This is a genomic window from Mesorhizobium sp. M9A.F.Ca.ET.002.03.1.2, assembly GCF_003952365.1.
In the GTDB taxonomy this organism is placed as follows: Bacteria; Pseudomonadota; Alphaproteobacteria; order Rhizobiales; family Rhizobiaceae; genus Mesorhizobium.
The window spans coordinates 1,125,843-1,151,223 of sequence record NZ_CP034443.1; the positions used below are offsets into that span (position 1 = coordinate 1,125,843).

The following is a 25,381-nucleotide window of genomic DNA, read 5'->3' on the forward strand; positions in this document are numbered from 1 at the left end:
TCACCTGAATATCGACACGCCCTAATGCAGCACGAACTCGCCGTCCACCTTGTGCCATTCATTGGGCGCGATCAGCTTCTGGTGCGTATAGCTCACCGAATGCAGCGGGCCGTCGAGCCTGGTCTGCCAGAACTCGATGAACCGGATCAGCACCGGAAATTTCGGAGCGATATCGTAATCCTGCCAGATGAAGCTCTGCAGCAGATGCGGATGATCGGGAAAATGATAAAGGATCTTGGCCGTGGTCAAGCCATAGCCCTTGAGCATCAGGTCCATCTCGGATTGGTCGCGCATTGCGGTCCTCTGGGTTGATTCTCCTTTCCTCCCAATGTGAAATTGTGCGCGCTATTTGCTTAATCGTCTATTGATATTTCGTGATCGATGCCGGGTTTAAGACGCAAAAACATGTAGTTAGCAGCGATCCTGGCCGAGTGCTGACAGCACCAAGGAAAGCCTCTGCGGCATCCCGCCGCGCAAATCCAACGTCTAATGTTGCCGTCACCGCGGAACTGTTAATAATGCGCGCGAATTCGCGGCCGCTTCGCCGCGATGCCGCCGGCGGTCAAGCCGGGCGGCCTGGTTTTGGGAGGAGGTGAAAAATGTCCGAGGTTCATGTCCATCGCGTCCAGCCGGCGTGGAAGAAGAACGCGCTGATCGACGATGACACCTATTTGAAATGGTACGCCGAAAGCGTGAAGAACCCGGATAAGTTCTGGGGCAAGCATGGCAAGCGCATCGACTGGTTCAAGCCCTACAGCAAGGTCAAGAACACCTCCTTCAACGGTAGGGCCTCGATCAAATGGTTCGAGGATGGTCAGACCAACGTTTCCTGGAACTGCATCGACCGGCACCTCAAGAAGCGTGGCGACCAGACCGCCATCATCTGGGAAGGCGACAATCCCTACGACGACAAGAAGATCACCTATAACGAGCTCCACGGGCATGTCTGCCGGCTTGCCAATGTGATGAAGAAGCACGGCGTCAAGAAGGGCGACCGCGTTACCATCTACATGCCGATGATCCCTGAAGCGGCCTACGCGATGCTTGCCTGCACGCGCATCGGCGCCATCCATTCGGTGGTCTTTGGCGGCTTTTCGCCGGATGCATTGGCCGGCCGCATCGTCGACTGCGAATCGACTTTCGTCATCACCGCCGATGAAGGCCTGCGCGGCGGCAAGTCCATCCCCTTGAAGGAAAACACCGACAAGGCGATCGACATCGCCGCGAAGAATTTCGTGATGGTCAACAAGGTCGTGGTCGTGCGCCGCACCGGCGGCAAGGTCGGCTGGGCTCCCGGGCGCGACGTCTGGTACCACGACGAGATCGCTTCGGTGAAGGCGGAATGCAAGCCGGAGAAAATGAAGGCCGAGGATCCTTTGTTCATCCTCTACACATCGGGCTCGACCGGCAAGCCGAAGGGCGTGCTGCACACCACCGCCGGCTACCTTGTCTATGTCTCGATGACGCACCAATATGTCTTCGACTACCATGACGGCGATATCTACTGGTGCACAGCCGATGTCGGCTGGGTCACCGGCCACAGCTACATCGTCTACGGGCCACTCGCCAACGGCGGCACCACGCTGATGTTCGAAGGCGTGCCGAACTATCCGTCACAGTCCCGCTTCTGGGAGGTCATCGACAAGCACAAGGTCAACATCTTCTATACGGCGCCGACGGCGTTGCGCGCCCTGATGGGCGCCGGCGACGCCCATGTCACCAAGACGTCGCGCAAATCGCTGCGTGTGCTCGGCACGGTCGGCGAGCCGATCAATCCGGAAGCCTGGGAATGGTATTTCAACCTCGTCGGCAACGGCAAGGTGCCGATCGTCGACACATGGTGGCAGACCGAGACCGGCGGCATCCTGATCACGCCGCTGCCCGGCGCCACCGACCTGAAGGCAGGCTCCGCGACGCGGCCCTTCTTCGGCGTCAAGCCGCAGCTGGTTGACGGCGACGGCAAGGTGCTGGAAGGGGCTACCGACGGCAATCTCTGTATCACCGACTCATGGCCGGGCCAGATGCGCACCGTCTACGGCGACCACGAGCGCTTCGTGCAGACCTATTTTTCCACCTATAAGGGCAAGTACTTCACCGGCGACGGCTGCCGCCGCGACGTCGATGGCTACTACTGGATCACCGGCCGCGTCGATGACGTCCTCAACGTCTCCGGCCACCGCATGGGCACGGCCGAGGTCGAATCCGCGCTGGTTTCGCACGAGAAAGTCTCGGAAGCCGCCGTCGTCGGCTATCCACACGACATCAAGGGCCAGGGCATCTACTGTTACGTCACGTTGATGGCCGGTGAGCAGCCGGGCGAGGAGTTGCGCAAGGAACTCGTCGCCCATGTCCGCAAGGACATCGGCGCCATCGCCACACCCGACAAGATCCAGTTCGCGCCGGGCCTGCCGAAAACCCGTTCGGGCAAGATCATGCGGCGCATCCTGCGCAAGATCGCCGAGGACGATTTTTCAGCGCTCGGCGATACCTCGACGCTGGCCGATCCGGCGGTGGTCGACGACCTCATCGCCAACCGGCAGAACAAGAGAGGCTGACGCAGTTCATGGCCGCGGTGGGCTCCATCGCCGAGCTCTGGCGCTATCCGGCGAGTTCACTCGCCGGCGAAGGCCGTGAGGCGATCTCGGTCGGTCTGGAAAGCATCGATGGCGACCGCCTGTTCGGCCTTGTCGATGCCTCTGACGGTGAGATCGCGCGGCCTGACCGCGAGGCGAAATGGCACAAGGTGCCGTTCATTCGTACACGGCTGACCGTTGACCGCGAGCTTGAGATCGCCATTCCCGGCGGCGAGTGGCTGACGGCGCCGGGCGTCGAAAGCGACCGCGCTGTTTCCGCCTTTATCGGCTTCGAGGCCTCGATCCGTCCGTTTCGCCAAGATGCTGCGCCAGACTACGCCGGTCCCCTGACCGCGGAGCGCTACCGCAAGGCTCCGGTCCACCTCCTGACCACCGCTTCGTTGGCGCGCCTGAAGGCTCTGCATCCCGACGGCGCTGCCGACCCGCGCCGCTTCCGCCCCAACATCGTCGTCGACATGGCGGCTGTCGAAGGATCGTTCCCGGAGACGGGATGGATCGGCCGCAAGCTGGCGATCGGCGACCTTCTCCTGACCATCTCCGAGCCGTGCCGCCGATGCGGCTTCACCATCATCGCCCAGGACGGTTTCGACCACGACCCGGCAATTCTGCGCAGTCTGGTCCGTCACAACGCCCATAATCTCGGCGTCTACTGCTCGGTCGACCGGCCGGCTCGCGTCGAGGTTGGAGCGACGATGCGGTTCGTGGACTGACGCGGGGCCGGCGTTACCGGTATAGGTCCGCCCGCGTCGGCGGCAGGCCGCTCGGCCCACGCGCGCGCTTGGTGACGACGGTCTGGAAGATCTGTGCCGAGGCGCGTTCGAACGTGATCGAACAGCCGGTGAGATAAAGCAGCCAGAGGCGCGCCTTGGCTTCACCGACCTCGGCGATCGCTTCGTCGAAGCGTGCGTGGAGGCGCTCGGCCCACAGACGGCAGGTGCGGGCGTAATGCTCGCGCAAATTCTCGACATCGTAGATGAGAAAGCCGTGCGCCTCGAGATTTCCGAGCGTCATGCCGATCGTGTCGAGTTCACCGCCCGGAAAGATGTATTTGAGCAGTGCCTTGAATTCCGGGCCCTTGCGCAAGGTCTTCTTCAGGCTGCCCTTGTCGCGTCGGGTGATGGCGTGGTGCAGATAGATGCCGCCCGGTTCGAGCAGGCGATTGATGGCCGAGAAATAGGCGGCGTGGTTGGCGAGCCCCAGATGCTCGAACATGCCGATCGAGGATATCTTGTCGAAGGAGCCGGTGAGTTCGGCATAGGATTTTATCTCGATGGTGATGCGATCCTCCAGCCCCTCGGCGCGGATGCGCTCGCGCGCAAGCGCGGTCTGGGCTTCCGACAATGAGACGCCGTGGCCGGTAACGCCGTAATTCTTCGCGGCATGGATCAGCATCGCTCCCCAGCCGCAGCCGATGTCGAGCAGCCTTTCGCCGGGCTTCAGCCGGAGCTTGCGGCAGATGTGATCGAGCTTGTCTTTCTGCGCCTGGTCGATGCCGTTGGCGAAATCGGTGAAATAGCCGCAGCTATAGACCATGCGTTCATCGAGGAAGAGCCGATAGAAGGCGTTCGAAATGTCGTAGTGATGCTGGATCGCTTGCCTGTTCGACCCGCTGACGAAGGGGTTGCGCCCGGAAAGGTCGGTCCGCGCCGCCATCCGTTTTCTCGAAAACAGCACGGTCGGCAGGTCGCGCAGGATCGCCAGCTTCGGCAACGACTTGAGCTTCGTCCTGAGCTTGCCATTCGAAGGCAGGGAATAGAAATCGAACAGCGATCCGTCTTCCACGTCGATGGTCTTGGAAATCCACATCTCGATCAGCGTCGAGAGGGAAGGCCGGCGGATCACCTGCCAGACGATGTCCTGGTCGTTGATGGTGACCACCGGGCCGGTGGCAGGCCCGATCCGCTCGCCGGTCCAGAGCTTGACCGCAAAACCCGGCTTCAGCGTTTCGATGACCGTTCGAACAATTCGTGCGGCTCTTTCGGCTGCCTCCATGCCCTCCTCCCATGCCCCTCCTCCCATGCTCCGAATGCTGGCATGGTCCGACAGGAGTTTGCCCGTCGGAGGGGCCGGTCGCAACCCACTCCGATACGGAAGCAGGCGCCGCGCGAGAGATTTTCAGCGCACCGCCTTGCCATTTGCGGATCGGCACCCCATCATGAGGGCGTGTTCAACAAATCGAAAGGAGGTGATCCGATGTCGAGTGATTTCGTTTTCCAGAACGTGGCCTCAGCGGATTGCACTTTCGGGAAGCAGTCTTCCCGTTAAGGCGCGAGATGCGCGGCAGGTGACCTGAAGGTCGCCGCCATGAGCCGCGCCATGGACGGAAACACGGAAGGCCGCCGGCTTCGAAAGAAGCGGCGGCCTTTTCCTTTCTTGGTTCCCTGCTGGTGCCCTATTCGTCCCTACTTGGTCACCGTCAGGTTTTCGATGTTGCGTGCTATGTCCTGGAAAGCCTGATCAAGTTCCATCCCATTGGCCGCCTGGTAGAAGTGCTTGATCTTGGCAGTGTCCGGGCTTGCGCAATCCTGGAGCGTCGCCTTGGCATTCGTCTCGTTGAGGTCGAAGCCAACGGTGAAGATTTCGATACCCTTGTCTCGCATGGCAGCGCAAAGTTTCTTGGCCGCCGTTCGGGGCGGCTCCTTACCCGTGCCATTGTAAACGCCATCGACGGTGCTCGCGTCGAAATAGGACAGATTGAACTCGCCGTCGGTCATCAGGATCGCGATTTTGGCTACCCTCTTTGGATCCATCCTGGCCGGCCGCTCCGAAGCTTTCATCACGCTGCCCCAGTTTTCCGAAAGCATGTACCAGGTCCACTGCACGCCAATATGGCCCGCAGTGCCGCCCGATGCGACAAAATTCTTGATGACGTTCTTGAGTGCCGCGGCATCCGCTGTCAGCGGCTTCAACGCGGCAGTCGGGCAAGTGGCCGTGTTTTTCATCCAAGCGAAGGACGACAGCAGGTAGTCGCGATTGACCATGCTGGAGCCGGGACCTGCATCCGAATATTGATAGGCCCCCTTGCGCTCGGTGGCACAATTGTCCGGACGCGTAAAGCCGGAGACATACTGTACGGCGCCATTGCCGGGCGCCTGCTTGCGCTGGCTGGTCGAGGTTTCGACATAGACGCTGCTGGCGGCAAGACCGCCGGCGTTCACCGAATTGGCATATGGCACGATGGCGACACGCACCCGGGGATTGGCCGGGTCCTGACCGTTCAGAAAGCTGTCGACCGCGTTCGCCGCAGCGGTTCTAAGATCCTTGATTTTCTGGCCGGCCATCGATCCGGTCACGTCTAGCATCATCGCCACTTCGACCGTCTTGTCCGAATAGAGTGCCGTTGTCGATGCCGTGATACGCTGCATATCGCCCATGCTGAAAAGCGGGAAATAAAACCCAACATCGACATGGACGTCCGCCTGAACCGTGTTGGCAGTCCTGTCGACGGTCAATTTGTCGAGGACGATCTGGTCGGCGCTCAGGATGCCTGCTTGGCTGTTCGCTTTGAGGAATGCCTGCACCGATGTGTTGGCATCGGCCTCCTTGATGACGCCGGTCGTCAGGTCGCGCGCCGTCGAGGTCACCGCCGCGTCGACCACGCCTTGCAGGCTCGACTTGGCGTTGTAGAGCTGGGAGACGTTGACGGCAAGGCCGACGCCCAGTGCCAGAACCGACGCGACCATGCCGAGCAGAACCGCGAAGTTTCCGCTGCGATCCCCGGCAAGGCCGCTGACCGCGTGAACAAGACCCCCAAAATGCCGCATGCTTCCGCCTCCATTCGCCACGACCTCGAGGCCGTGTGAAAGCGCAGTGCAGGATTCCGGCCGGATGGCGCCGCCAAGCGGCCAAAAGCCGGCGGCTCATTGTCAAACCGTTGTTTCTGCTTGGTTTCGAAATGCGGTAGGGTGAACAACCGGTAAACGAAAAGCCGCTGCGACAATTTCGTTTACGAAGCGCTTACCACGATCGCGCCGTCCGCCATGGAGCACAAGCACTCGGTCCCGCTTCGGCACAGCCGCGCTGTACCGAAGCGGGGCCCCATCACAACGGAACGCACGCCGTTCGCGCTTGGCGCCCTATGCCAGCATCTGCGCGCTGACGGTCCTGTCGACGCCGCGATGGGGCGGGTTGAACAGATTGCTTTCCTGCTCGTAGGTCCAGACCTTGAACAAGCCGAGCCGGTGCTGGCCGAAACTGTGCAGCAGCGGCACGTCTGTCGCGTCGCGGCCGCGCGCGATGACGACGCGACCGATCCTCGGCATGTTGTGGCGGGGGTCGAATGTGTACCATTTGCCGTCGAGGAACACTTCCAGCCACGCCGAAAAATCCATCGGTGCCGGGTCGACCGGCACGCCGATGTCGCCGAGATAGCCGTTCACGTAGCGGGCGGGGATGTTCATGCAGCGGCAAAGCGTGATCGCCAGATGAGCGAAGTCGCGGCAGACGCCGACGCGCTCTTCATGCGCCTGCGCCGCCGTGCGGGTCGGGCGCGCATAGCCGTAACCGAAGGACAGGCGGTTGTGGACATAGTCGACGATCGCCTGCACCCGCGCCCAGCCGGGTGGGACAGGGCCGAAAAGCTGCCAGGCCAATCCGCCGAGGTGGTCGGTCTCGCAATAGCGGCTGCCGAGCAGATAGCCGAGAACGTCGTCCGGCAACTCCGCCACCGGCACTTCCCTTGCCAGCGGGTTGACCTCGTCGGTCTCGCCGCTGTCCTCCACGACGGCGTCGTAGAGGATGCGAAAGCCGCCGCCGGGCGCCGTGAAGCGGCGGCAGGTATTGCCATAGAGATCGTGATAGAGCCTGGTCGGGACGGAAGGCGAGGTCAGCACGCGCGTCTGCCGCTTGATGTCGGCCTGCCGATCCTTGTGGATCTCGAGCAGCGAAATCACCGGGGTGGCTTCAACACAGTCGATGGCAATTTCGTAGCCGAGCCGAATCAGCATCGCGGTTCCCCCCTTATTTAGGCATCGTGGAAGACAATTTGATCAACGCGAGAAGGCAGACCGTGGTTCCCTGGGATAGTCGAAAAGGCGATCCCGCGCCTTCCCATGCAGCCGACGCGACGCTACGGTCGATCCACGGGCTTTGAGCCCTCCGAAACAACCCCCAGGATATCAGATGTTCGCAGGCAAAAAATTCGCGGCCTTCCTATTCGACATGGACGGCACGGTGGTCAATTCGATTGCCGCGGCAGAAAGGGTCTGGGCGAATTGGGCACAGCGGCAAGGTCTCGACGTTGCCGCATTCCTGCCGACGATCCATGGTGTGCGGGCGATCGAGACCATCGCTCGGCTGGCGCTTCCCGGCGTCGATCCGATGCACGAAGCCGATGCGCTTTTGCAGGCGGAGGCGGCCGATATCGACGGTATCCTGCCGATCGCAGGCGCGGCGGCGTTTTTGGCGTCGCTGCCGCCCGAGCGCTGGGCCATCGTCACCTCGGCCCCGCGCGAGCTGGCTCTCCTGCGCATCGCCGCCGCCGGCATCCCGCATCCCGCCATCCTTGTCGCGGCGGAGGATGTTTCCCGAGGCAAGCCGGCGCCCGATTGCTTCCGGCTTGCGGCCGAACGGCTGGGCGTCGATGCGCGCGACTGCCTCGTTTTCGAGGACGCGCCCGCCGGCATATTGGCGGCCGAGGCGGCAGGGGCCGCAGTCGTGGTGATCAGCGCCACGCACCGGCATCCCTTGCAAACACCGCACGCCGCGATCGCCGGCTACGACGCGATCGGCATCACTATTGACGATCGTGGCTGGATCGCGCTCGAAGCGGAGCGCATCGCGACAGCCTGCCTGGATTAAAAATCGCTGGTCAGGCCCTTGACCTCCCAGTCGCCATAGCGGCCGGGTTCCTTGCCGCCGCGGCCGCCGATCTCCCGGGGCAGCGCGGCCTCCTGTTGGCGATAGTGTTCGCGCCGTTCTTCCGCTTCCGCCAAAGCGCGGCGGGCCGCCTGCGTCAGCGTTTTTTGCAGCGCGCTGTGGCCCATGCCAGCATTTGTTTTGCTGGTTTCGCCTGTTTTGCTGGTTTCGTCGATCATGCGATATTCCCGCCCGATTGAAACAGGCCCCAATTGAAACAGGGCCAAGCCTTTCCCATCATATAGCGATGAGCCGACAAGGATCGACCCCTTTTACGCAGAGCTGGCAGAAACGGAGCAGGAAATGAACACACTTCGCACCGCCATGCTTCTGGCCGCGATGACCGCGCTGTTCATGGGCGTCGGCTATCTGATCGGCGGATCGGGCGGCATGGTGATCGCCTTGCTGATTGCCGCCGGCATGAACCTGTTCAGCTATTGGAACGCCGACAAGATGGTGCTGTCGATGAACCGCGCCGTCGAGGTCGACGAAAGGAACGCGCCGGAATATTACGCCATCGTGCAGAGCCTCGCCAAAAGGGCCGGCCTGCCGATGCCGAAAACCTACCTGATCGACAACCCACAGCCCAACGCTTTCGCCACCGGCCGCAACCCGCAGAACGCCGCGGTCGCCGCCACCACCGGCCTGCTGCAACGACTGTCGCACGAAGAAGTCGCGGCGGTCATGGCGCACGAGCTCGCCCATGTGCAGCACCGCGACACGCTGACCATGACGATCGTCGCCACGCTTGCCGGCGCGATCTCGATGCTCGGCAATTTCGCCTTCTTTTTCGGCGGCAACCGCGACAGCAACAATCCGTTCGGCTTTGTCGGCGTACTGGTAGCGATGATCGTGGCGCCCTTCGCCGCCATGATCGTGCAGATGGCGGTCAGCCGGACCCGCGAATATGAAGCCGACCGGCGCGGCGCCGAAATAGCCGGAAACCCGCTTTGGCTTGCCTCGGCCCTTCACAAGATCGCCCGTGGCGCCGAACGCATCCGCAACCCGGATGCAGAGCGCAATCCGGCGACCGCCCACCTCTTCATCATCAATCCTCTTTCCGGCGAGCGCATGGACAGTCTGTTTTCCACCCACCCGAACACCGACAACCGCATCGCGGCCCTGCAGGCGATGGCGCGCGGCATGGCCGGCGGCGGCTTATCCGACGTGACCCCAGCGTCGCGCCCACGGCAGGCCGACGAACAGTTGCCATCCGGTCCGTGGGAGAAGGCAGCCCAGCAGTCTGAGCAGCCGCCGGCTGAACCGGCCCGGCCGAAATCCAATCCCTGGGGCCGCAATCCGACCGGACCCAAGGGTCCATGGTCGTGAGCGGAGCGAAAAGCCGGCACCGAGTTTCAGGCGATCATGAAAACAATGCCGTAAGCCCCGGCGAGCCCGTTGCCGGGCTTGCCGCGCGCAAGGTCGCAGCACGGCTGCTTGCCGCCGTCATCGACGCGAGGACGCCGCTGGACGGGCTGACCGACCATGAGAACGGCCATCCGCAATACAAAGCGCTCGACCTGCGCGACCGGGCGCTGGTGCGCGCCATACTGGTCACCGCGCTGCGCTTCCGCATGACCATATCAGGGTTGCTGGCCCGCCGCCTGGAAAAGCCGCTTCCGCCCAACGCCACCGCGCTTTCGCATATTCTGCACGTGGCGGCGGCGCAGATCCTGTTCCTCGACATTCCCGACAGCGCCGCCGTCGACCTTGCGGTGACCCACGCCAAGTCCGACCCGCGCACGCTGCGCTTCTCCGGTCTCGTCAACGGCGTGCTGCGCACGCTGGCGCGGTCCAAGCAGGCCGAGCTGGCTGCAGCGCTTGCCGCCACCGACGAAGCGCCGAAGTGGTTTTCCGACCGGCTGAAAGCCGCCTATGGCGTCGACAAGGCCAGGCAGATTCTCGCCGCCCACCGGCACGAGGCGCCGGTCGATTTCACCGTCAAGTCCGACCCCGCGCTGTGGGCCGAGCGGCTCGGCGGCATGGTGCTGCCGACCGGCACCGTGCGCGTGGAGAAACTCAGCGCCTCCGTCACCGAACTGCCCGGTTTCGAAGACGGCGCCTGGTGGGTTCAGGATGCCGCCGCCAGCCTTCCGGCCCGGCTCTTCGGGGACATAAGGGATTTGCGTATCGCCGATCTCTGCGCCGCCCCCGGCGGCAAGACTGCGCAGTTGATTCTTGGCGGCGCCGAGGTCACCGCCGTCGATACCTCGAAGAACCGGTTGGCGCGGCTCTCGCAGAATCTCGAGCGCCTCGGTCTGTCCGCGGAGATCGTCCAAGCCGATCTGCTCAAATACGAGCCGCAAGACCTGTTCGACGCCGTTCTCCTCGATGCCCCCTGCTCTTCGACCGGCACGGTGCGGCGGCATCCCGACGTGCCCTGGACAAAGACGGCGGCCGACGTCGAAAAACTCGCCGATCTGCAGGCAAGGCTGCTCGCCCGCGCCGTCACGCTGGTCAGGCCCGGGGGGCGCATCGTCTTTTCCAACTGTTCGCTCGACCCGATCGAAGGCGAAGCGCTTCACCGCGCCTTCCTCGCGGTGACGGCTGATATCGTCGACGATCCGCTCCGCCCAGGCGAGATCACCGGCATCGATCCCTTCCTGACGCCGCAAGGCACCCTGCGCACAACGCCGGCCGATCTCGATCTCGGCACGCCGGAACGGTCCGGCCTGGACGGCTTCTTCGCCGCCCGCATGCGCAGAGCCGGCTAACGCTGAAAATTTGTCGACTATTTTAGGGAGAATCCTGCGGAAAACAGGCTGAACTCCAGGGCTTCCGGGGAATTCGCCTTCGCATAAGTTCTTGAATCATATAAACTTGTCTTAGGGTTGAGGGCGATGAGGAGGGGTTTTGGCGATCGCTGCCGGCAGCACGACGCGTCTGTGGACGCTTGTCGCGAAGGAGTTCTGGCGCAAGACACGCCGGCGCCTGCGTGCCGGGCCTGTCTATCGCTGGCGCTATTCCGGCCGTACTCCGGAACGCGTTTTGATCGCTCCGCCGGACCTGCGCCTGGCCGACCCGCAGATCGCGCTCGAGATCTACTATGGCCGCTATCCGCTGTCGGGGCATCTGGTCGAGACCGGCGGCAAGTCGCCCTTCCAGATCGCCGTGCCCAATCCCGGCTGGCAGAAGACCCTTCACGGCTTTCGCTGGCTGCGCCATATGCGCGCTGCCGGCACCGAGCTCGCCGCCGCCAATGCCCGCGCGCTGGTCTCCGACTGGATCGCCATGCATGGCAACCACATTTCCGGCGTCGCCTGGGAGCCCGGCACGACGGCCAAGCGTGTCATTGCCTGGCTGCAACATTCCTCGGTGGTGCTGCAGGGTGCTGAATTTCCCTTCTACCGGGCCTTCCTGAAATCGCTTGCCATGCAGATCCGCTATCTCAGGGCGATGGCGCGCGAGATGCCGAACGGCAAGGACAGGCTGCGTGCCCGCATCGCGCTCGCCTTCGCCGCCTTGTCGCTGCCGGCGCCGGCATCGGCGTTGCGCGGTGCGACCCGCAACCTCGCCGAGGAACTCGACCGTCAGATTCTGCCGGATGGCGGCCATATTTCCCGCAATCCGATGACCGTTCTCGAAATCCTCGCCGACCTTCTGCCGCTGCGCCAGACCTATGCCAACCAGGCGGAGACGCCGCCAGCAGCGCTGATGGGCGCCATCGACCGCATGCTGCCGGCGCTGCGCTTCTTTCGCCACCAGGACGGCAGCCTGGCCCGCTTCAACGGCATGGGCGCGACCATCCACGACCGCATCGCCACGATTCTGCGCCACGACGACACCGCCGGCGCGCCATTGCTGCACGCGCCGCATTCGGGCTATGAGCGCCTCTCCATGGGCGGCGTCACCGTGATCGCCGATACCGGCCCGCCGCCGCCCGTCGAAGTTTCCAACGCGGCGCATGCCGGATGCCTGGCCTTCGAACTGTCCTCCGGCCGCCAGCACTACATCGTCAACACTGGCGTCGACACCTATGGCGCCGCCGAATTCCGGCCGCTTGCCCGCGCCACGGCCGCCCACTCGACCGCCACCATCAACGACACCTCGTCGGCGCGTTTCAGCCATTCGCTGCGCGTCAACGATCTCCTCGGCACGCCGTTGATCGCCGGCCCGCAGCATGTGCCCTGCAAGCGCACCGACCAGCAGGGCAGCCAGGGTTTTCTGGCCCGTCACGACGGCTATGTCGCGCGCTTCGGCTTGCTGCATGAGCGCGAGCTGAAATTGTCGACGAACGGCAACGTGCTCGCCGGCAGGGACCGTTTCCAGCGGCCCGGCAATGCTGCGATCCGCAACAACGGCCGCGATTTCGTCGCGGTGCGCTTCCACATCCATCCCGACATAAGCCTGCTTCAGGACGAGCACGATCGCCTGCTGCTGACCGCCGACCAGGCCGACACCTGGGTGTTCACCTGCGCCGAGGTGGCGCCCGAGGTCGAGGAATCCATCTACTTCGCCGGTCTTGGCGGCCCGCGCCGCAGCCGGCAGATCGTGCTTGCCTTCAAGGCATCGGAGGTTTCCGAAGTCCATTGGCAACTGACGCGAACGGTCCTCGCCGGTCATCCGGAAAAAAGCTGAGACTGCGGCTGGCCTTGCAGCTTGATTTCCGGGCCTCATGTGCTACGGCGCGCAAACGCTTTCCAACCAGCCGTGAAAGGCCGCCAGCCCATGGCCGTCGCCGCCAAGAACATTCCCGCGCCCGACCTCGTTCCCGTCCGTCGCGCGCTGCTTTCCGTTTTCGACAAGACCGGCCTCATCGATTTCGCCAGGGCGCTGGCTGCAGCCGGCGTCGAATTGGTCTCCACTGGCGGCACGGCAAAGGCGATCGCCGAGGCAGGCATGGCCGTGCGCGACGTTTCCGACCTTACCGGCTTTCCAGAGATCATGGACGGCCGCGTCAAGACGCTGCATCCGTCCGTGCATGGCGCGCTGCTTGGCGTGCGCGACGATCCCGAACACGCCGCGGCGATGCACGATCATGGCATCGAGCCGATCGATCTCGTCGTCTCCAATCTCTACCCTTTCGAGGATGTCCGCCGCTCCGGCGCCGCTTACGCCTCGATCGTCGAGAACATCGACATAGGCGGTCCGGCGATGATCCGCGCCTCGGCCAAGAACCATGCCTATGTCGCCATCGTCACCGACCCCGAGGACTATGCCCCAGTGCTCAACGCACTGGAGATGAATTTCGGCTCGCTCTCGCTGGATTTCCGCAAGAAGCTGGCAGCCAAGGCCTTCGCCCGCACCGCCACCTATGATGCGGCGATCTCCGGCTGGTTCACCGACGCGCTGGAGATCGAGCATCCTACCTGGCGCGCCTTCGGCGGCAGGCTGGATCAGGTGATGCGCTACGGCGAGAACCCGCATCAGAGCGCCGGCTTCTACGTCGATGGCGACAAGCGGCCTGGCGTCGCGACGGCGCGCCAGCTTCAGGGTAAGCAGCTTTCCTACAACAACATCAACGACACCGACGCCGCCTTCGAGCTGGTCGGCGAGTTCGATCCCGCCCGCTCCGCCACAGTGGCCATCATCAAGCATGCCAATCCGTGCGGCGTCGCCGAAGGCGCTTCGCTGAAGGCGGCCTATGCCAAGGCGCTGGCCTGCGATCCGGTCTCGGCCTTTGGCGGCATTGTCGCGATGAACCGTGTCCTCGATGCCGAGGCCGCCGAAGAGATCGTCAAGACTTTCACCGAGGTCATCATCGCGCCGGACGCCTCGGAGGAAGCGATCCGCATCGTCGCCGCCAAGAAGAATCTGCGTCTGCTTGTCACCGGCGGCCTGCCCGACCCGCGCGCCGCCGGCGTCACCGTGAAATCCGTTTCCGGCGGGTTGCTCGTCCAGGGCCGCGACAATGCAGTCGTCGACGACCTCGACCTGAAAGTGGTGACCAGGCGCGCGCCGACGCCGGCCGAAATGGCCGATCTCAAATTCGCCTTCCGGGTCGCAAAGCACGTCAAGTCGAACGCCATCGTCTATGTCAGGGATGGCGCCACCGTCGGCATTGGCGCCGGCCAGATGAGCCGGGTCGATTCCTCGCGCATCGCCGCGCGCAAGGCGCTCGACGCGGCCGAGGCTGCCGGCCTGGCCGAGCCGCTGACCAAAGGTTCCGTCGTCGCCTCGGATGCTTTCTTTCCCTTCGCCGACGGGCTGCTGTCAGCCATTGAAGCCGGCGCCACCGCCGTCATCCAGCCGGGCGGCTCGATGCGCGACGACGACGTCATCGCCGCCGCCGACGCCCACGGCATCGCCATGGTGTTTACCGGTGTGAGGCACTTCCGGCATTGAGCGCTTCTTCCTTCTCCCCTTGTGGGAGAAGGTGTCGCCAAAGGCGACGGATGAGGGTGTTCCAGCTTGGCGCGGACCTTCATCTGCATCCTCTGCACGGCAGCAGGATCATCAACGTCTCGCTTCTTCCAACACCCCTCATCCGTCTCGGCGCTATCGCGCCGATCCACCTTCTCCCACAAAGGGGAGAAGGTAAGAGCAGCTCACTCCTCCGGCCTGTCCGCTGGATACGGCGTGCGGATCAGGATCGCCAGGCCAACGCCGAGGAACAGCACGATTGTCGCCATGCCGAGCCGCGACGAGCCGCTGGCCAGGGTGATCGTCGCCACCATGAATGGTGCGGCAAAACTGGTCGCCCGTCCGGCCAGCGCATAGATGCCGAAATAGCGGCCCGATTCGGCGGCGGTGACACTGCGCGCCATGTAGGAGCGCGACGATGCCTGCACCGGCCCGAAGGCAAGTCCGACCAGCAGACCGAAGAAGATGTAGGCTTTTTCCGCCGGTGTACCGAACAACCCGCCGCTATCCGTTCCGGGCATCATCCAGGCACCGAACAGCGTATAGCCTGGCCCGGTCGAGACGATGCCGATCGTCGCGATGCTGAGCAGGACAAGCGAAATCATTACTATCGTCTTGGAGCCGAGCGCCATGTCGAGGCGTGCGGCAACCAGGCAGCCGACGATGGCGACGACGTTGAGGATGATGCCGAACAGGCCGATCTCGGTGATCGACCAGTGGAACATTGCCGCCGCAAAGGCACCGCCCAGCGCAAGCAGCGCATTGACGCCATCCTGATAGATCATGCGGGCGACGAGAAAGCGGAAGATGCCGCTGCGTTTGCGTATTTCAGCCAGCGTCGATTTCAGTTCCGACAGCCCTTCGCGCACCGCCGGACCAAAGGGAATGCCCTTCACCGCATCCGGTGTGAAAAAGAACATTGGCAGGATGAACAGGAAATACCAGGCCGCCGACAGGGGCCCGGTCGCCCGCGCGTCCTCGCCGAGTTTCGGGTCGAGTCCGAGGATAGGGTCAAGGCCGACGATCGTCTTACCGGTCTCTGGCGAACCAGCCATGACGCTCACGACGAAGATCAGCGCGATCATGCCGCCGAGATAGCCAAGGCCCCAGGCGATGTTCGAGATTCGGCCGATTTCGCTCTTGGGCACCAGGCGCGGCATCATCGAATCGTTGAACACGGTCGAGAATTCCGCCGCGACCGAGGCCAGCGAGAAAAACAGCACGACCAGGAAAAGGTTCGAACCGGGAGCCGCGAACCACAGCAGGCAAAGACAGGTGATCTTGATCGCGGCGAAGAACGCGATCCACGGTTTTCGCGGGCCGGTCTGGTCGGCGATCGAGCCGAGGATCGGCGACAGCACGGCAATGGCCAGCCCCGCCGCGGCGATGCCGTAACCCCATGCCGCCTGGCCCGTCTCCGGATCGCTCGCCATGCGCGAGACGAAATAGGGGCCGAAGATAAAGGTGGTGATGACCGTGAAGAACGGCTGCGCTGCCCAGTCGAATAGCATCCACCCCCAGATGCCGCGTCCCGACGCTCGCTGCACTGCTATGTCGGCCATGGCTCCTCCTGCTCCGCTCGCGACCAGCGCCATGTCTGCATGTTTCCCACACTCACGCAAATGAGCAAGCATGGCGCCGCCGTTCATGCCCTTGGGTTCCTCGCCCCCACGGAGTGGGGAAGAGGTGGCTCGGCGAAGCCGAGACGGGAGAAGGGGAAATGCGCCAGCCTACGCTCAAGTTGATCGTTCAAGAAAGGTCTCCGCCCTGCGAAAATCCCCTCTCCGGCTGTTTCGCGGCCACCTCTCGCCCGCTCTGGCGGGGGCGAGGAACCCAAGCTTTTGAAGTTTCACATCCCCGTCAAATCGCTCATCAGCCCGGATGCCACCGACAGCCGCGACACGGTGATGTCGCCGCCCTCGGTCAGCGCCTGCAGCCGCTCGCGGATGCGGCCAACACGATCGCCACCAGCCTCCAGCCATGCCGTCACCGGATCCGCCGCCTGGGCATGGCCGGTCAGCGCCGCCACAACGATGCCGCGCCTGGCCGCGCCGATCGTGTCGGTAGCGCGGGAAAGTGCCAACTGATCGTAGTAATCCGAGGGCGTGATCGAGCGCGCAGCGTCCTCGACGCGCGGAATGCGGAAGGCATCGCTGACCGCGAAAAACGCCTTCGCGGCCGCGATGATATCGGCATTCGCGGTCCGGGCCGTCAGTGCGATGTCGGGAACGAGCCCCGCCACATCGGTCAGCGCCAGCTGTTCGGCCAGCCCTTCGGGCGCGCCGTCCTTGAACAGGCCATGCCGCCGCTCCTCGATCCGTTCGCGCGAGAAGGCCGGCAGCAGCGAAACGAGCTTCGGCTCCAGTGCCTTGCGCGCGTCCTGCAACTCGGCGATCCGTTGGCCGAGCGGTGCGGTGCTGGCATCGTTCTTGAGATACCAGCCGCTGGTCACATAGATAAGCCGGCTAACAGCCTGATAGAGGTCGAGCTGAACCTGCCCGTCTATCTGGTTATCGAGTGCGTCGATCTCGCGATAGAGTACCGGCAAACCGAAGCCGTCCCGCACCAGAGCAAAGGTCCGAACCACGTCGGCGGCGCTGCGGCCGGTCGCTTCCTGCAGCCGGTCGACGAAGGATGGGCCGCCGCGATTGACCAGATCGTTGGCGACGACACGGGCGATGATTTCGCGGCGCAGGCGATGGCCATGGATCTCGGCCGCGTATTTCTTGGCCATGCGATCCGGGAAATAGCCCATCAGGTCGCGGTCGAAATGCGGATCGTCCGGCACGTCGCTGGCGACGATGTCGGAAAACAGCACGATCTTGGCATAGGCGAGCAGCACGCCGAGCTCGGCCCTGGTCAGCGGCTCGCCGCGCGCCTCGCGCTCGGCAAGGGCTGCCGGCGACGGCAGCGTCTCCACCGCGCGGTCGAGCAGCCCGCGCGCTTCCAGCGCCGTCATGAAGCGGCTCTGGTGGGCAATGTCGGCAAGCCCACGCTTGCGGGCCAAGGAAAGCGCCAGCGTCTGCTCGTAATTGTTGGACAGCACCAGGGCACCGACCTCGTCGGTCATCTCGGCAAGAAGTTTGTTGCGCGTTGGCCGGCTCAGCGCCCCCTTGCGCATGGCGGAAGCCAGCGCGATCTTGATGTTGACCTCGACGTCGGAGCAGTTGACGCCGCCCGAATTGTCGATGGCATCGGAATTGCAGCGCCCGCCATTCAGCCCGAACTCGATGCGCGCCCGCTGCGTCACGCCGAGATTGGCGCCCTCGCCGATGACCTTGGCGCGCACGTCGAGCGCGGTCACCCGAATGGCATCGTTGGCGCGATCGCCGACATCCTGATTGGTTTCTGTCGACGCCCTCAGATACGTGCCGATGCCACCGAACCACAAAAGGTCGACCGACGCCTTGAGGATGGCGTTCATGATCTCGACCGGCGAGGCGGTGGTCTTGCCAAGGCCGATCGCAGCGGCCGCGGCCGGCGGCAGCGTGATCGACTTCTGGCTGCGTGAAACGATGACGCCGCCTTCCGACAGTTTTGTCTTGTCGTAGTCCTGCCAGCTCGAACGCGGCAGCGCGAACATGCGCTTGCGCTCGGCCATCGAAGCAGCCATGTCAGGGTCGGGATCGATGAAGATGTCGCGATGGTCGAAGGCGGCGATCAGCCGGGTCTGCTCGGACAACAGCATCCCGTTGCCGAACACGTCTCCCGACATGTCGCCAACGCCGACGACGGTGAAGGGCGTGGTCTGGATGTCGCGGTTCATCTCGCGGAAATGCCGCTTGACCGCTTCCCAGGCACCCTTGGCGGTGATGCCCATCTTCTTATGGTCGTAGCCGGCCGAGCCGCCGCTGGCGAAGGCGTCGTCGAGCCAGAATCCATGCTTCTCGCTGATGGCATTGGCGGTGTCGGAGAAGGTCGCCGTGCCCTTGTCGGCGGCGACGACGAAATAGGGGTCGTCGTGGTCGCGCCTGGTCACGCCGGCCGGCGGAATGACGCCGTCCAGGCCGATATTGTCGGTGATCGACAACAGGCTGGAGACGTAGTTCTTGTAGGCGGACGTGCCGGCTTCGAAGATGGCATCGCGGCTGGCACCCATCGGCAGCTTCTTCGGATAGAAACCGCCCTTGGCGCCAACCGGCACGATCACCGCATTCTTGACCTGCTGCGCCTTGACCAGGCCGAGCACCTCGGTGCGGTAGTCCTGGGCGCGATCCGACCAGCGCAACCCGCCGCGCGCGACCGGGCCGAAGCGCAGATGCACGCCTTCGACCTCGGAACCGTAGACGAAGATCTCCCGCCACGGCCTGGGCGCCGGCAGGCCGTCGATCGCCTGCGAATCGAGCTTGATCGCCAGCGACTGGCCCTTCTCCTTCGTATCGGCAACGAAATGATTGGTGCGCAGCGAGGCTTCGATCAAATTGAGGTAGCGGCGGATGATGGTGTCGTCGTCGATGTTGGGAACCTCTTCCAAGGCATCCTTGATCTTGGCCTTGAGATGCTTGGCCGCGACCACGCCCTCCGTCTCGGCCGTCGGTCCGAGGCGGGCAACGAACAGCGCATGCAGGCCGCGCGCGATCTCCGGATAGCGGTTGAGCGCGGCGGCAATGAAATCCTGACTCTGCGGGATACCAGCCTGCTGCAGATAGCGGCCATAGGCGCGCAGGATGGTGACCTCGTGCGACCACAGGCCGGCGGTCTGGGCAAGGCAATTATAGCCGTCATTGTCGATGTCGCCGCGCCAGACGCACAGGAATGCGTCCTCGAACAGCGCGCCGCCATTGCCAAGGTCGATCGGCTGGCCGTAGCTGTTTTCGAGCTCCATGTCGTGGATGAAGACCATGCCGGAGGCCTCGTCGCCGACCTCGAAGGTGCGCTCGCTGATAACGCGGAAACCGATGTTCTCCAGTACCGGCACCCGTCGCGACAGCGCCACCGGGCTGCCATGGTGATAGATTTTCAGCGCCGCCTGATGCGGTTCCTGGTCGGCATGACGGTAGTAGTCGATGGCGATCGGGTTGGCCGCATTGATCTTGGCGATACGCCCGGCATCGGCCAGCGCGACGGCCGGCGAGAAGCTGTCGCGGTAGCTTTCCGAGAAGCGCGCGGCGATCGCCGTGAGCGCTGCATCGGCGCCGGTCTCGGCCGCGGTCTCGCGCAGCGCGTCGTCCCAGGTCCGCACGATGGCGCGGATCGCTGCCTCGATCGTCGCCTGGTCGATCTTCGGCGTCTTGCCGCCGGAACGGCCGATGATGAAGTGGACACGGGCCAGCCCGCCTTCCGGGAAGGCCGGGTAGTAGGCCGACAGCCGACCTTCGAACACAGTCTTCAGATAGGCGCCGATCTTCTCGCGCACCACGCTGTCGTAACGGTCGCGCGGGACGAAGACGAGGATCGAGACGAAGCGGTCGAACTGATCGGCACGCACCAATGCCCTGACACGCGGCCGTTCGACAAGCCCTAGAATGGCTTCGGCGTGCTTGCGCAGGATTGGCACCGGAACCTGGAACAGCTCGTCGCGCGGGTAGCTCTCCAGCACGTTGATCAGCGCCTTGCCGGAATGATCTTCAGGGTTGAAACCGGACTTGGCGATGATGGTTTCGGCCTTCGACCTGAGGTAAGGAATCTTCATCACCGAGCGCGTATAGGCGGTCGAGGTGAACAGGCCGACGATGCGCAGCTCACCCGCAAGCGCACCCTTGGCTGTGTAGGTCTTGACGCCGATGTAGTCGAGATAGATGCGGCGGTGCACCGCCGACTTGGCATTGGCCTTGGTGACGATCAGCGGTTCCGGCCCGTATAGGAAGGCACGAATCTCCGGCGTCGTCGTCACGGCTTCGGTGCCGCGCCGCAGCACCAGCACATCGGGATCGGAGAGGATGCCGAGGCCGGGTTTTTCGGTGCGCTCCAGGGTGCCGCTCTTCTCGCCGCCGGTGTATTTGAACTCGCGCATGCCGAGGAAGGTGAAATTGTCGTCGCGCAGCCATTCGAGGAAGGCAATCGCCTCGGTGACGTGGGCCTTGTCGAGCGGCACCGGAGCGTAGCGGAACTCCGAGATCGCCTGGTCGAGGCGGGCCAGCATCGGCTTCCAGTCGGTGACGGCGGCGCGAACCTGGCCCAATATCTTCTTCAGCCGCCCGGCCAAGGCCTCGGCCTGCTCGGCCGAAAGGCGGCCGATATGGACGTGAATGACGCTCAGCCGTTCATGATTGTGATCGCCCTTGGCAAAACCGCCATCGCCGAGGATTTCGTCGACGCCGCTCTTGCCGTGCCTGACGACGATGACCGGATGGGTGACGAGCAGCGGTTCGCCGGCGCTCTCGGTGATCTCGCCAAGGATGGAATCGAACAGGAACGGCATGTTGTCGTTGACGACGGTGATCACGGTCATCGGCCTGCCCTGGCGGACAACGCCGGAATCGACGTCTATGGCGACGACGCAATCGCCCTTCCTGTGCCGGGCGACGGCGCGTCCGGCGAGATCGGCGGCGCGTTCGAGGTCGGCGACATCATAGGCGGCGACATCTTCGGCCGGCGCCCGGGCAAGCAGGTAATCCGCAAGCCTGCCGGGCTTTTCGCTGCCCTTGGCCGTGCTCATCTTTTTCAACTGGCTTGCTGATTTCAGGCTGGCCATGGCGCTAATTCCCTCCCGTCACATGCTTTTGCAACTATGGTAGCAGATGACCGCTATTTGGCGACAAAGGTTTGACGGTAGCGACGAAATGTCGGAATTCGGCAGCAAATCACCGACGAACGAGGAAAAACAGCCCATGGCCGGAAAAATCACCGCACTCGATCTTGCACCCGCGGAGCTGAGCGAAGCGACGAAGGCCTATTTCGCCAAATGCGAGGAGAAGCTCGGCCTCGTTCCCAATGTGCTTTTGGCCTATGCCTTCGACGAGAAGAAGCTGCGTGCCTTCACCGACATGTACAATGATCTGATGCTCGGAGAGTCCGGCCTGTCCAAGCTGGAGCGCGAGATGATCGCGGTGGCCGTCTCCTCCGTCAACCATTGCTATTATTGCCTGACCGCGCATGGCGCGGCGGTGCGCCAGTTGTCCGGCGACCCCGCCTTCGGCGAGATGATGGTGATGAATTTTCGTGCCGCCGACCTGTCCGACAGACAAAAGGCGATGCTTGAATTCGCGGTGAAGCTGACCGAAGAGCCGGCGAAGATCGTCGAGGCCGACCGGGCAGCGCTGCGTGAGGCCGGCTTTTCCGACCGCAACATCTGGGACATCGCCTCGACCGCCGCCTTCTTCAACATGTCGAACCGGGTGGCGGCCGCAATCGACATGCGGCCGAACGCCGAATACCACGCGATGGCGCGATAGGGCCACATCCGTCCCACTATCGGTCCTGGGGCCAACAATCGTTTGACAGGCAGGCGCTGCCAGCTAGTTTTTCAGGAAACAAAATTTCCGGGAGGTGAAACTTCGTGCCTGAAACCTAGCTTTAGATGGGAGCCGTTATGCTGGACCGAATTGCCGCTCGTAAGCCCAAGATTTTCTTCCGCGCCCTGGCCGTGACATTGGCGCTCTTCGCAGCCCCCGCCCTCGCCTTCGAGGCGACCACCACCTACCAGCCGATCACCGAAACCGCCGCCGGCAAGACGATAACACTGACCGGCCACGACCTGACCGTCGAACAGGTTGTCGATATCGCGCGCAATGGCGCGAAGGTCGAACTCAGCGCCGAAGCGTTGCAGCGTTCAGCCGATGCATACGGCCTGCTTTTGCAGGGCGCGGCGGAAGGGGTGACGATCTACTGGTTCAACCGCGGCGCCGGCGACCAGCGCGAAACGGTGATCTTCTCCGGCGATCCGACCACGTCGGAAAACACCAAGCTTCTCAAGGACCAGCAGCTGGCCCGCTTCAAGGGCGGCGTGACGCGCGGTTATGGGCCGGAGATGGATGACGAAGCACTGGTACGCGCCATCATGGCAATCCGGGCCAATACGATGTCCTACGAGGCAGCAAGCCCGCAACTGACCCGCAGCCTCGTCGACATGCTGAACAAGCGCTTGACGCCGGTCGTGCAATCACGCGGGACGCTGGGCGAAGGCGACCTTGCGACACTGGGCAATATCGGCGCCGCCATGGTCGGCGAGGGCGAGGCCTATTTCCGCGGTGTCCGCATGCCGGCGGCGCAGGCGCTTGCCGAGGCCGGGCTGAAGCCGCTCGAACCATTCGCCGCCGACCAGGCGGCGCTGATCAGCACCAACGCCTATGCGCAGGCGCAGGCAGCCCTGCTGGTCGAGGATGCACGAAAGCTCCTGGAGTGGACGGATCTGAGCTACGCCATGGGCCTTACCGGCATGAATTCGAGCGTCACGCCGATCTCCGTGCCGGTGCAGTCGATGCGGCCTTACGAATGGCTGACCTGGGACGCCGCCCGAATCATGGACATGATCAAGGGCAGCTATCTGTTCGACGAAGACCCGGCGCGTATCATCCAGGATCCCGAAAGCATGCGGGCGTCCAGCCAGCGTCAGGGCTCGGCATGGCAATTCTGGGCCGAACTGCGCCACTCCGTGCTGCTCTCCATCAATTCTTCGGACCACAATCCGGCCATCCTGCCCGGACTGACGCCGCAGAGCTCGTGGGAACTGAGCACGCCGCAGTTCATGCAATACTACATCAAGGGCGGGCCGCTGAGTAAAGGCAAGTCCGGCTACATCTTCTCCAACGCCAATTGGGATCCGTACCCTTTGGCCAATCAGGTCGAGGCCTTCACCATTGCCTTGACCAATATGGGCGTTGCCGTCGCCCAGCGCATCGAGCGCTTCCGCAATCCCTTCTTCACCGTGATCAAGCCGGCCGATGTGCTGAGCGCCGACGAACGCAAGGACATTCCCACGTTCGACGGCTATCTGCCGACCGATCTGTGGCAGGAACTGGCCGGCATGGGCACGCCGGTGACGCCGGCCGGCCAGGCCATCGTCGCGACGGTCGAGGACCTGGAGGCGCAGACACGCATCAAGACGGAACGCGCCCGCGAGGCGGTCGACCTGTCGTTTCATCTGTTGGCGCAGGACCTGTTGACGGCGAGCTACTGGATGGAGCTTCGCAAGGCGCAAAAGCCGGAGCGAAAATTCGGCGAGGCGCCGACTGCCGCGCTGGCAGCGCTCCGCAAGGTGATCCCCTGGCATCAGCCGGCGGCGGAGCGGCCCAAGCGCCCGCTCGGCATGGTCGCCTATGACTTTATGCAAGACAATCCGGCCGCGAATTTCTATCCGGGCGGACCGCAGGCGCCGAAGAGTGCAACAGCGCCGACGGCAGGCGTGCTGCCCAATTAGGCTCAGGACCCATTAATTGGTTGAGTTGTCGGCTGGGTGATGATTCAAGGTGGCAGGAGGATGCCACCTTGACTGATTTGCTGATGTTGACCCCGGAGCAGATGCGCCGGATTGAGCCCTATTTCCCGCTTTCGCATGGGGTTCCACGCGTGGACGACCGGCGGGTGCTGAGCGGCATCCTGTTTGTGATCCGCAATGGATTGCGCTGGCGAGATGCCCCTGCCGGCTACGGTCCGCACAAGACCATCTACAACCGCTTCATCCGCTGGAGCCGGCTGGGCGTGTTCAACCGCATCTTGGCCGAGCTAGCCGCGCAAGGTGGCGGTACCGAGAGGCTGATGATCGATGCCACTCATCTCAAGGCGCATCGAACGGCGGCGAGCCTGCTCAAAAAGGGGCTCTACCCCGATGTATCGGACGCAGCCGGGGCGGGCTGACCACCAAACTGCAGGTGGTTTGCGACGGCAAGGGGCGGCCGCTGCTACTCTATCTGAGCGAGGGACAGGCCAACGATCACAAGACTGCTGCCGCAGTTCTCGAGCAGCTACCGCACGCCAGCTTCCTGCTCGCCGACAGGGCCTACAGTTCCGCTGCCTTCCGGCAGGCGCTGGCAGATCGAGGCATCACGCCGTGCATTCCTCCTCATGCCAAACACCGCACAAAGCACGTATACGATCCAATCCTCTACCGACAGCGCCACAAGATCGAGAACATGTTCGCCCGGCTCAAGGACTGGCGTCGCATCCACACCCGCTACGACCGATGCGCTCACACCTTCCTGTCAGCCATTGCCTTCGCCGCAGCATTCATCTTTTGGATCAATGAGTCCTGACCCTAGCTGGACCGTGGTCCCGCAATGCGATCGCAGCCATCGCGGTTGCGAACCAACCGCGCCTTATATTAGCTGCTTCGCATTTTCGTTGCTTGTTTGCCGGTTTGGTCCGATGATCGGTGTGCGGCGTGGCCGCATGCCGGTTCGATGCCGCGGATCAAGGGAGGAGAACATGGCGAAGTTTCTCTATGTCTATCACGGCTCTGGCAAGATGCCGACCGAGGAGGCCGAACGGAAAGCGGCGATGGATGCCTGGAACGGCTGGTACGGCGAGCTTGGCTCGGCCGTGGTCGACGGCGGCAACCCGGTCGGCATGTCGAAGACGGTCCTGCCCGACGGCAAGATCGAGAACAATGGCGGCAGCAATCCGACCGCCGGTTATACGATCATCGAGGCAAAGGATATCGACGATGCCGTCAGCAAGGCCAAGGATTGCCCTATCCTGAAGAACCCGGCGTTCAGCATCGAGATCGCGCCGATCATCGAAATGGGGTGACG

At 63.5% G+C, this 25,381-nt stretch carries 18 protein-coding genes; 11 read left to right on the forward strand and 7 right to left on the reverse strand.

What is annotated here, in order from left to right; genetic code table 11:
- Positions 1-21 precede the first annotated feature (21 nt).
- On the reverse strand, positions 22-294 hold the full coding sequence (locus EJ066_RS05670; protein WP_126035692.1) for an usg protein: 273 nt from the start codon (positions 292-294) through the stop codon (positions 22-24).
- A gap of 305 nt (positions 295-599) precedes the next feature.
- Here EJ066_RS05670 and acs point away from each other — a divergent pair, with 305 nt between their 5' ends.
- Together acs and EJ066_RS05680 are read left to right on the forward strand one after the other, a co-directional pair.
- Positions 600-2,555, forward strand: coding sequence for an acetate--CoA ligase (acs, locus tag EJ066_RS05675; RefSeq protein WP_126035694.1), 1,956 nt, complete (start codon positions 600-602; stop codon positions 2,553-2,555).
- An 8-nt stretch (positions 2,556-2,563) separates the two neighbouring features.
- Entirely contained in the window at positions 2,564-3,304 is a 741-nt protein-coding gene (locus EJ066_RS05680; RefSeq protein ID WP_126035696.1) for an MOSC domain-containing protein, read from the forward strand.
- Positions 3,305-3,317: 13 nt separating this feature from the next.
- On the opposite strand, the gene EJ066_RS05685 is transcribed toward EJ066_RS05680, so the two are convergent.
- The 3 genes from EJ066_RS05685 to EJ066_RS05695 all read right to left on the reverse strand — a co-directional run bounded on the left by EJ066_RS05685 (position 3,318) and on the right by EJ066_RS05695 (position 7,540).
- Positions 3,318-4,586, reverse strand: a complete 1,269-nt coding sequence (locus EJ066_RS05685) for a cyclopropane-fatty-acyl-phospholipid synthase family protein (protein ID WP_126035698.1) — start codon at positions 4,584-4,586, stop codon at positions 3,318-3,320.
- Positions 4,587-4,996: 410 nt separating this feature from the next.
- Entirely contained in the window at positions 4,997-6,358 is a 1,362-nt protein-coding gene (locus EJ066_RS05690) for a pilus assembly protein (protein WP_126035700.1), read from the reverse strand.
- Positions 6,359-6,670: 312 nt separating this feature from the next.
- Positions 6,671-7,540, reverse strand: a complete 870-nt coding sequence (locus EJ066_RS05695) for a transglutaminase family protein (RefSeq protein ID WP_126035702.1) — start codon at positions 7,538-7,540, stop codon at positions 6,671-6,673.
- A 175-nt stretch (positions 7,541-7,715) separates the two neighbouring features.
- Between EJ066_RS05695 and EJ066_RS05700 the strand changes: the two genes are divergently transcribed.
- A complete protein-coding gene (locus EJ066_RS05700; RefSeq protein WP_126035704.1) occupies positions 7,716-8,393 on the forward strand; it encodes an HAD-IA family hydrolase in 678 nt (225 codons plus the stop codon).
- Here the strand turns inward: EJ066_RS05700 and EJ066_RS05705 are convergent.
- A complete protein-coding gene (locus EJ066_RS05705) occupies positions 8,390-8,578 on the reverse strand; it encodes a DUF1674 domain-containing protein (RefSeq protein WP_126043756.1) in 189 nt (62 codons plus the stop codon). The two genes, EJ066_RS05700 and EJ066_RS05705, sit on opposite strands and share 4 nt — an antisense overlap.
- 175 nt (positions 8,579-8,753) lie before the next feature.
- Here EJ066_RS05705 and htpX point away from each other — a divergent pair, with 175 nt between their 5' ends.
- From htpX to purH, 4 genes are all read left to right on the forward strand, one after another.
- Entirely contained in the window at positions 8,754-9,779 is a 1,026-nt protein-coding gene (htpX, locus tag EJ066_RS05710; RefSeq protein WP_126035706.1) for a zinc metalloprotease HtpX, read from the forward strand.
- Positions 9,770-11,164 (forward strand): RsmB/NOP family class I SAM-dependent RNA methyltransferase, encoded by a 1,395-nt coding sequence (locus tag EJ066_RS05715; protein ID WP_189644435.1) that lies wholly within the window; start codon positions 9,770-9,772, stop codon positions 11,162-11,164. The genes htpX and EJ066_RS05715 overlap by 10 nt, the downstream gene beginning before the upstream one ends.
- 139 nt (positions 11,165-11,303) lie before the next feature.
- Positions 11,304-13,028, forward strand: a complete 1,725-nt coding sequence (locus tag EJ066_RS05720; RefSeq protein WP_126035711.1) for a heparinase II/III family protein — start codon at positions 11,304-11,306, stop codon at positions 13,026-13,028.
- A gap of 90 nt (positions 13,029-13,118) precedes the next feature.
- Positions 13,119-14,735 carry a bifunctional phosphoribosylaminoimidazolecarboxamide formyltransferase/IMP cyclohydrolase gene (gene purH, locus EJ066_RS05725; RefSeq protein WP_126035713.1) on the forward strand — a complete coding sequence of 539 codons (1,617 nt, stop codon included), beginning with the start codon at positions 13,119-13,121 and terminating at the stop codon, positions 14,733-14,735.
- Between the two features lie 203 nt (positions 14,736-14,938).
- Here purH and EJ066_RS05730 read toward each other — a convergent pair whose 3' ends face one another.
- Both EJ066_RS05730 and EJ066_RS05735 read right to left on the reverse strand, forming a co-directional pair.
- Complete coding sequence (locus tag EJ066_RS05730) at positions 14,939-16,315, reverse strand: MFS transporter (protein WP_126035716.1); 1,377 nt, start codon at positions 16,313-16,315, stop codon at positions 14,939-14,941.
- A gap of 287 nt (positions 16,316-16,602) precedes the next feature.
- Positions 16,603-21,387, reverse strand: coding sequence for an NAD-glutamate dehydrogenase (locus EJ066_RS05735; protein ID WP_126035718.1), 4,785 nt, complete (start codon positions 21,385-21,387; stop codon positions 16,603-16,605).
- A 136-nt stretch (positions 21,388-21,523) separates the two neighbouring features.
- Between EJ066_RS05735 and EJ066_RS05740 the strand changes: the two genes are divergently transcribed.
- The 4 genes from EJ066_RS05740 to EJ066_RS05755 all read left to right on the forward strand — a co-directional run bounded on the left by EJ066_RS05740 (position 21,524) and on the right by EJ066_RS05755 (position 25,379).
- On the forward strand, positions 21,524-22,087 hold the full coding sequence (locus EJ066_RS05740) for a peroxidase-related enzyme (RefSeq protein ID WP_126035720.1): 564 nt from the start codon (positions 21,524-21,526) through the stop codon (positions 22,085-22,087).
- A gap of 137 nt (positions 22,088-22,224) precedes the next feature.
- The gene (locus EJ066_RS05745; protein WP_126035722.1) at positions 22,225-24,051 is read left to right on the forward strand and encodes an aromatic amino acid ammonia-lyase; all 1,827 of its coding nucleotides are present in this window, start codon (positions 22,225-22,227) and stop codon (positions 24,049-24,051) included.
- Positions 24,052-24,119: 68 nt separating this feature from the next.
- Positions 24,120-24,883 (forward strand): IS5 family transposase gene (locus EJ066_RS05750; RefSeq protein ID WP_126034609.1). Its coding sequence is split into 2 segments (ribosomal slippage): positions 24,120-24,453 and positions 24,453-24,883, totalling 765 coding nucleotides; the frame shifts between segments, so codons are not numbered across the junction.
- Positions 24,884-25,055: 172 nt separating this feature from the next.
- Positions 25,056-25,379, forward strand: a complete 324-nt coding sequence (locus EJ066_RS05755; protein ID WP_126035724.1) for a YciI family protein — start codon at positions 25,056-25,058, stop codon at positions 25,377-25,379.
- Positions 25,380-25,381: the final 2 nt, after the last annotated feature.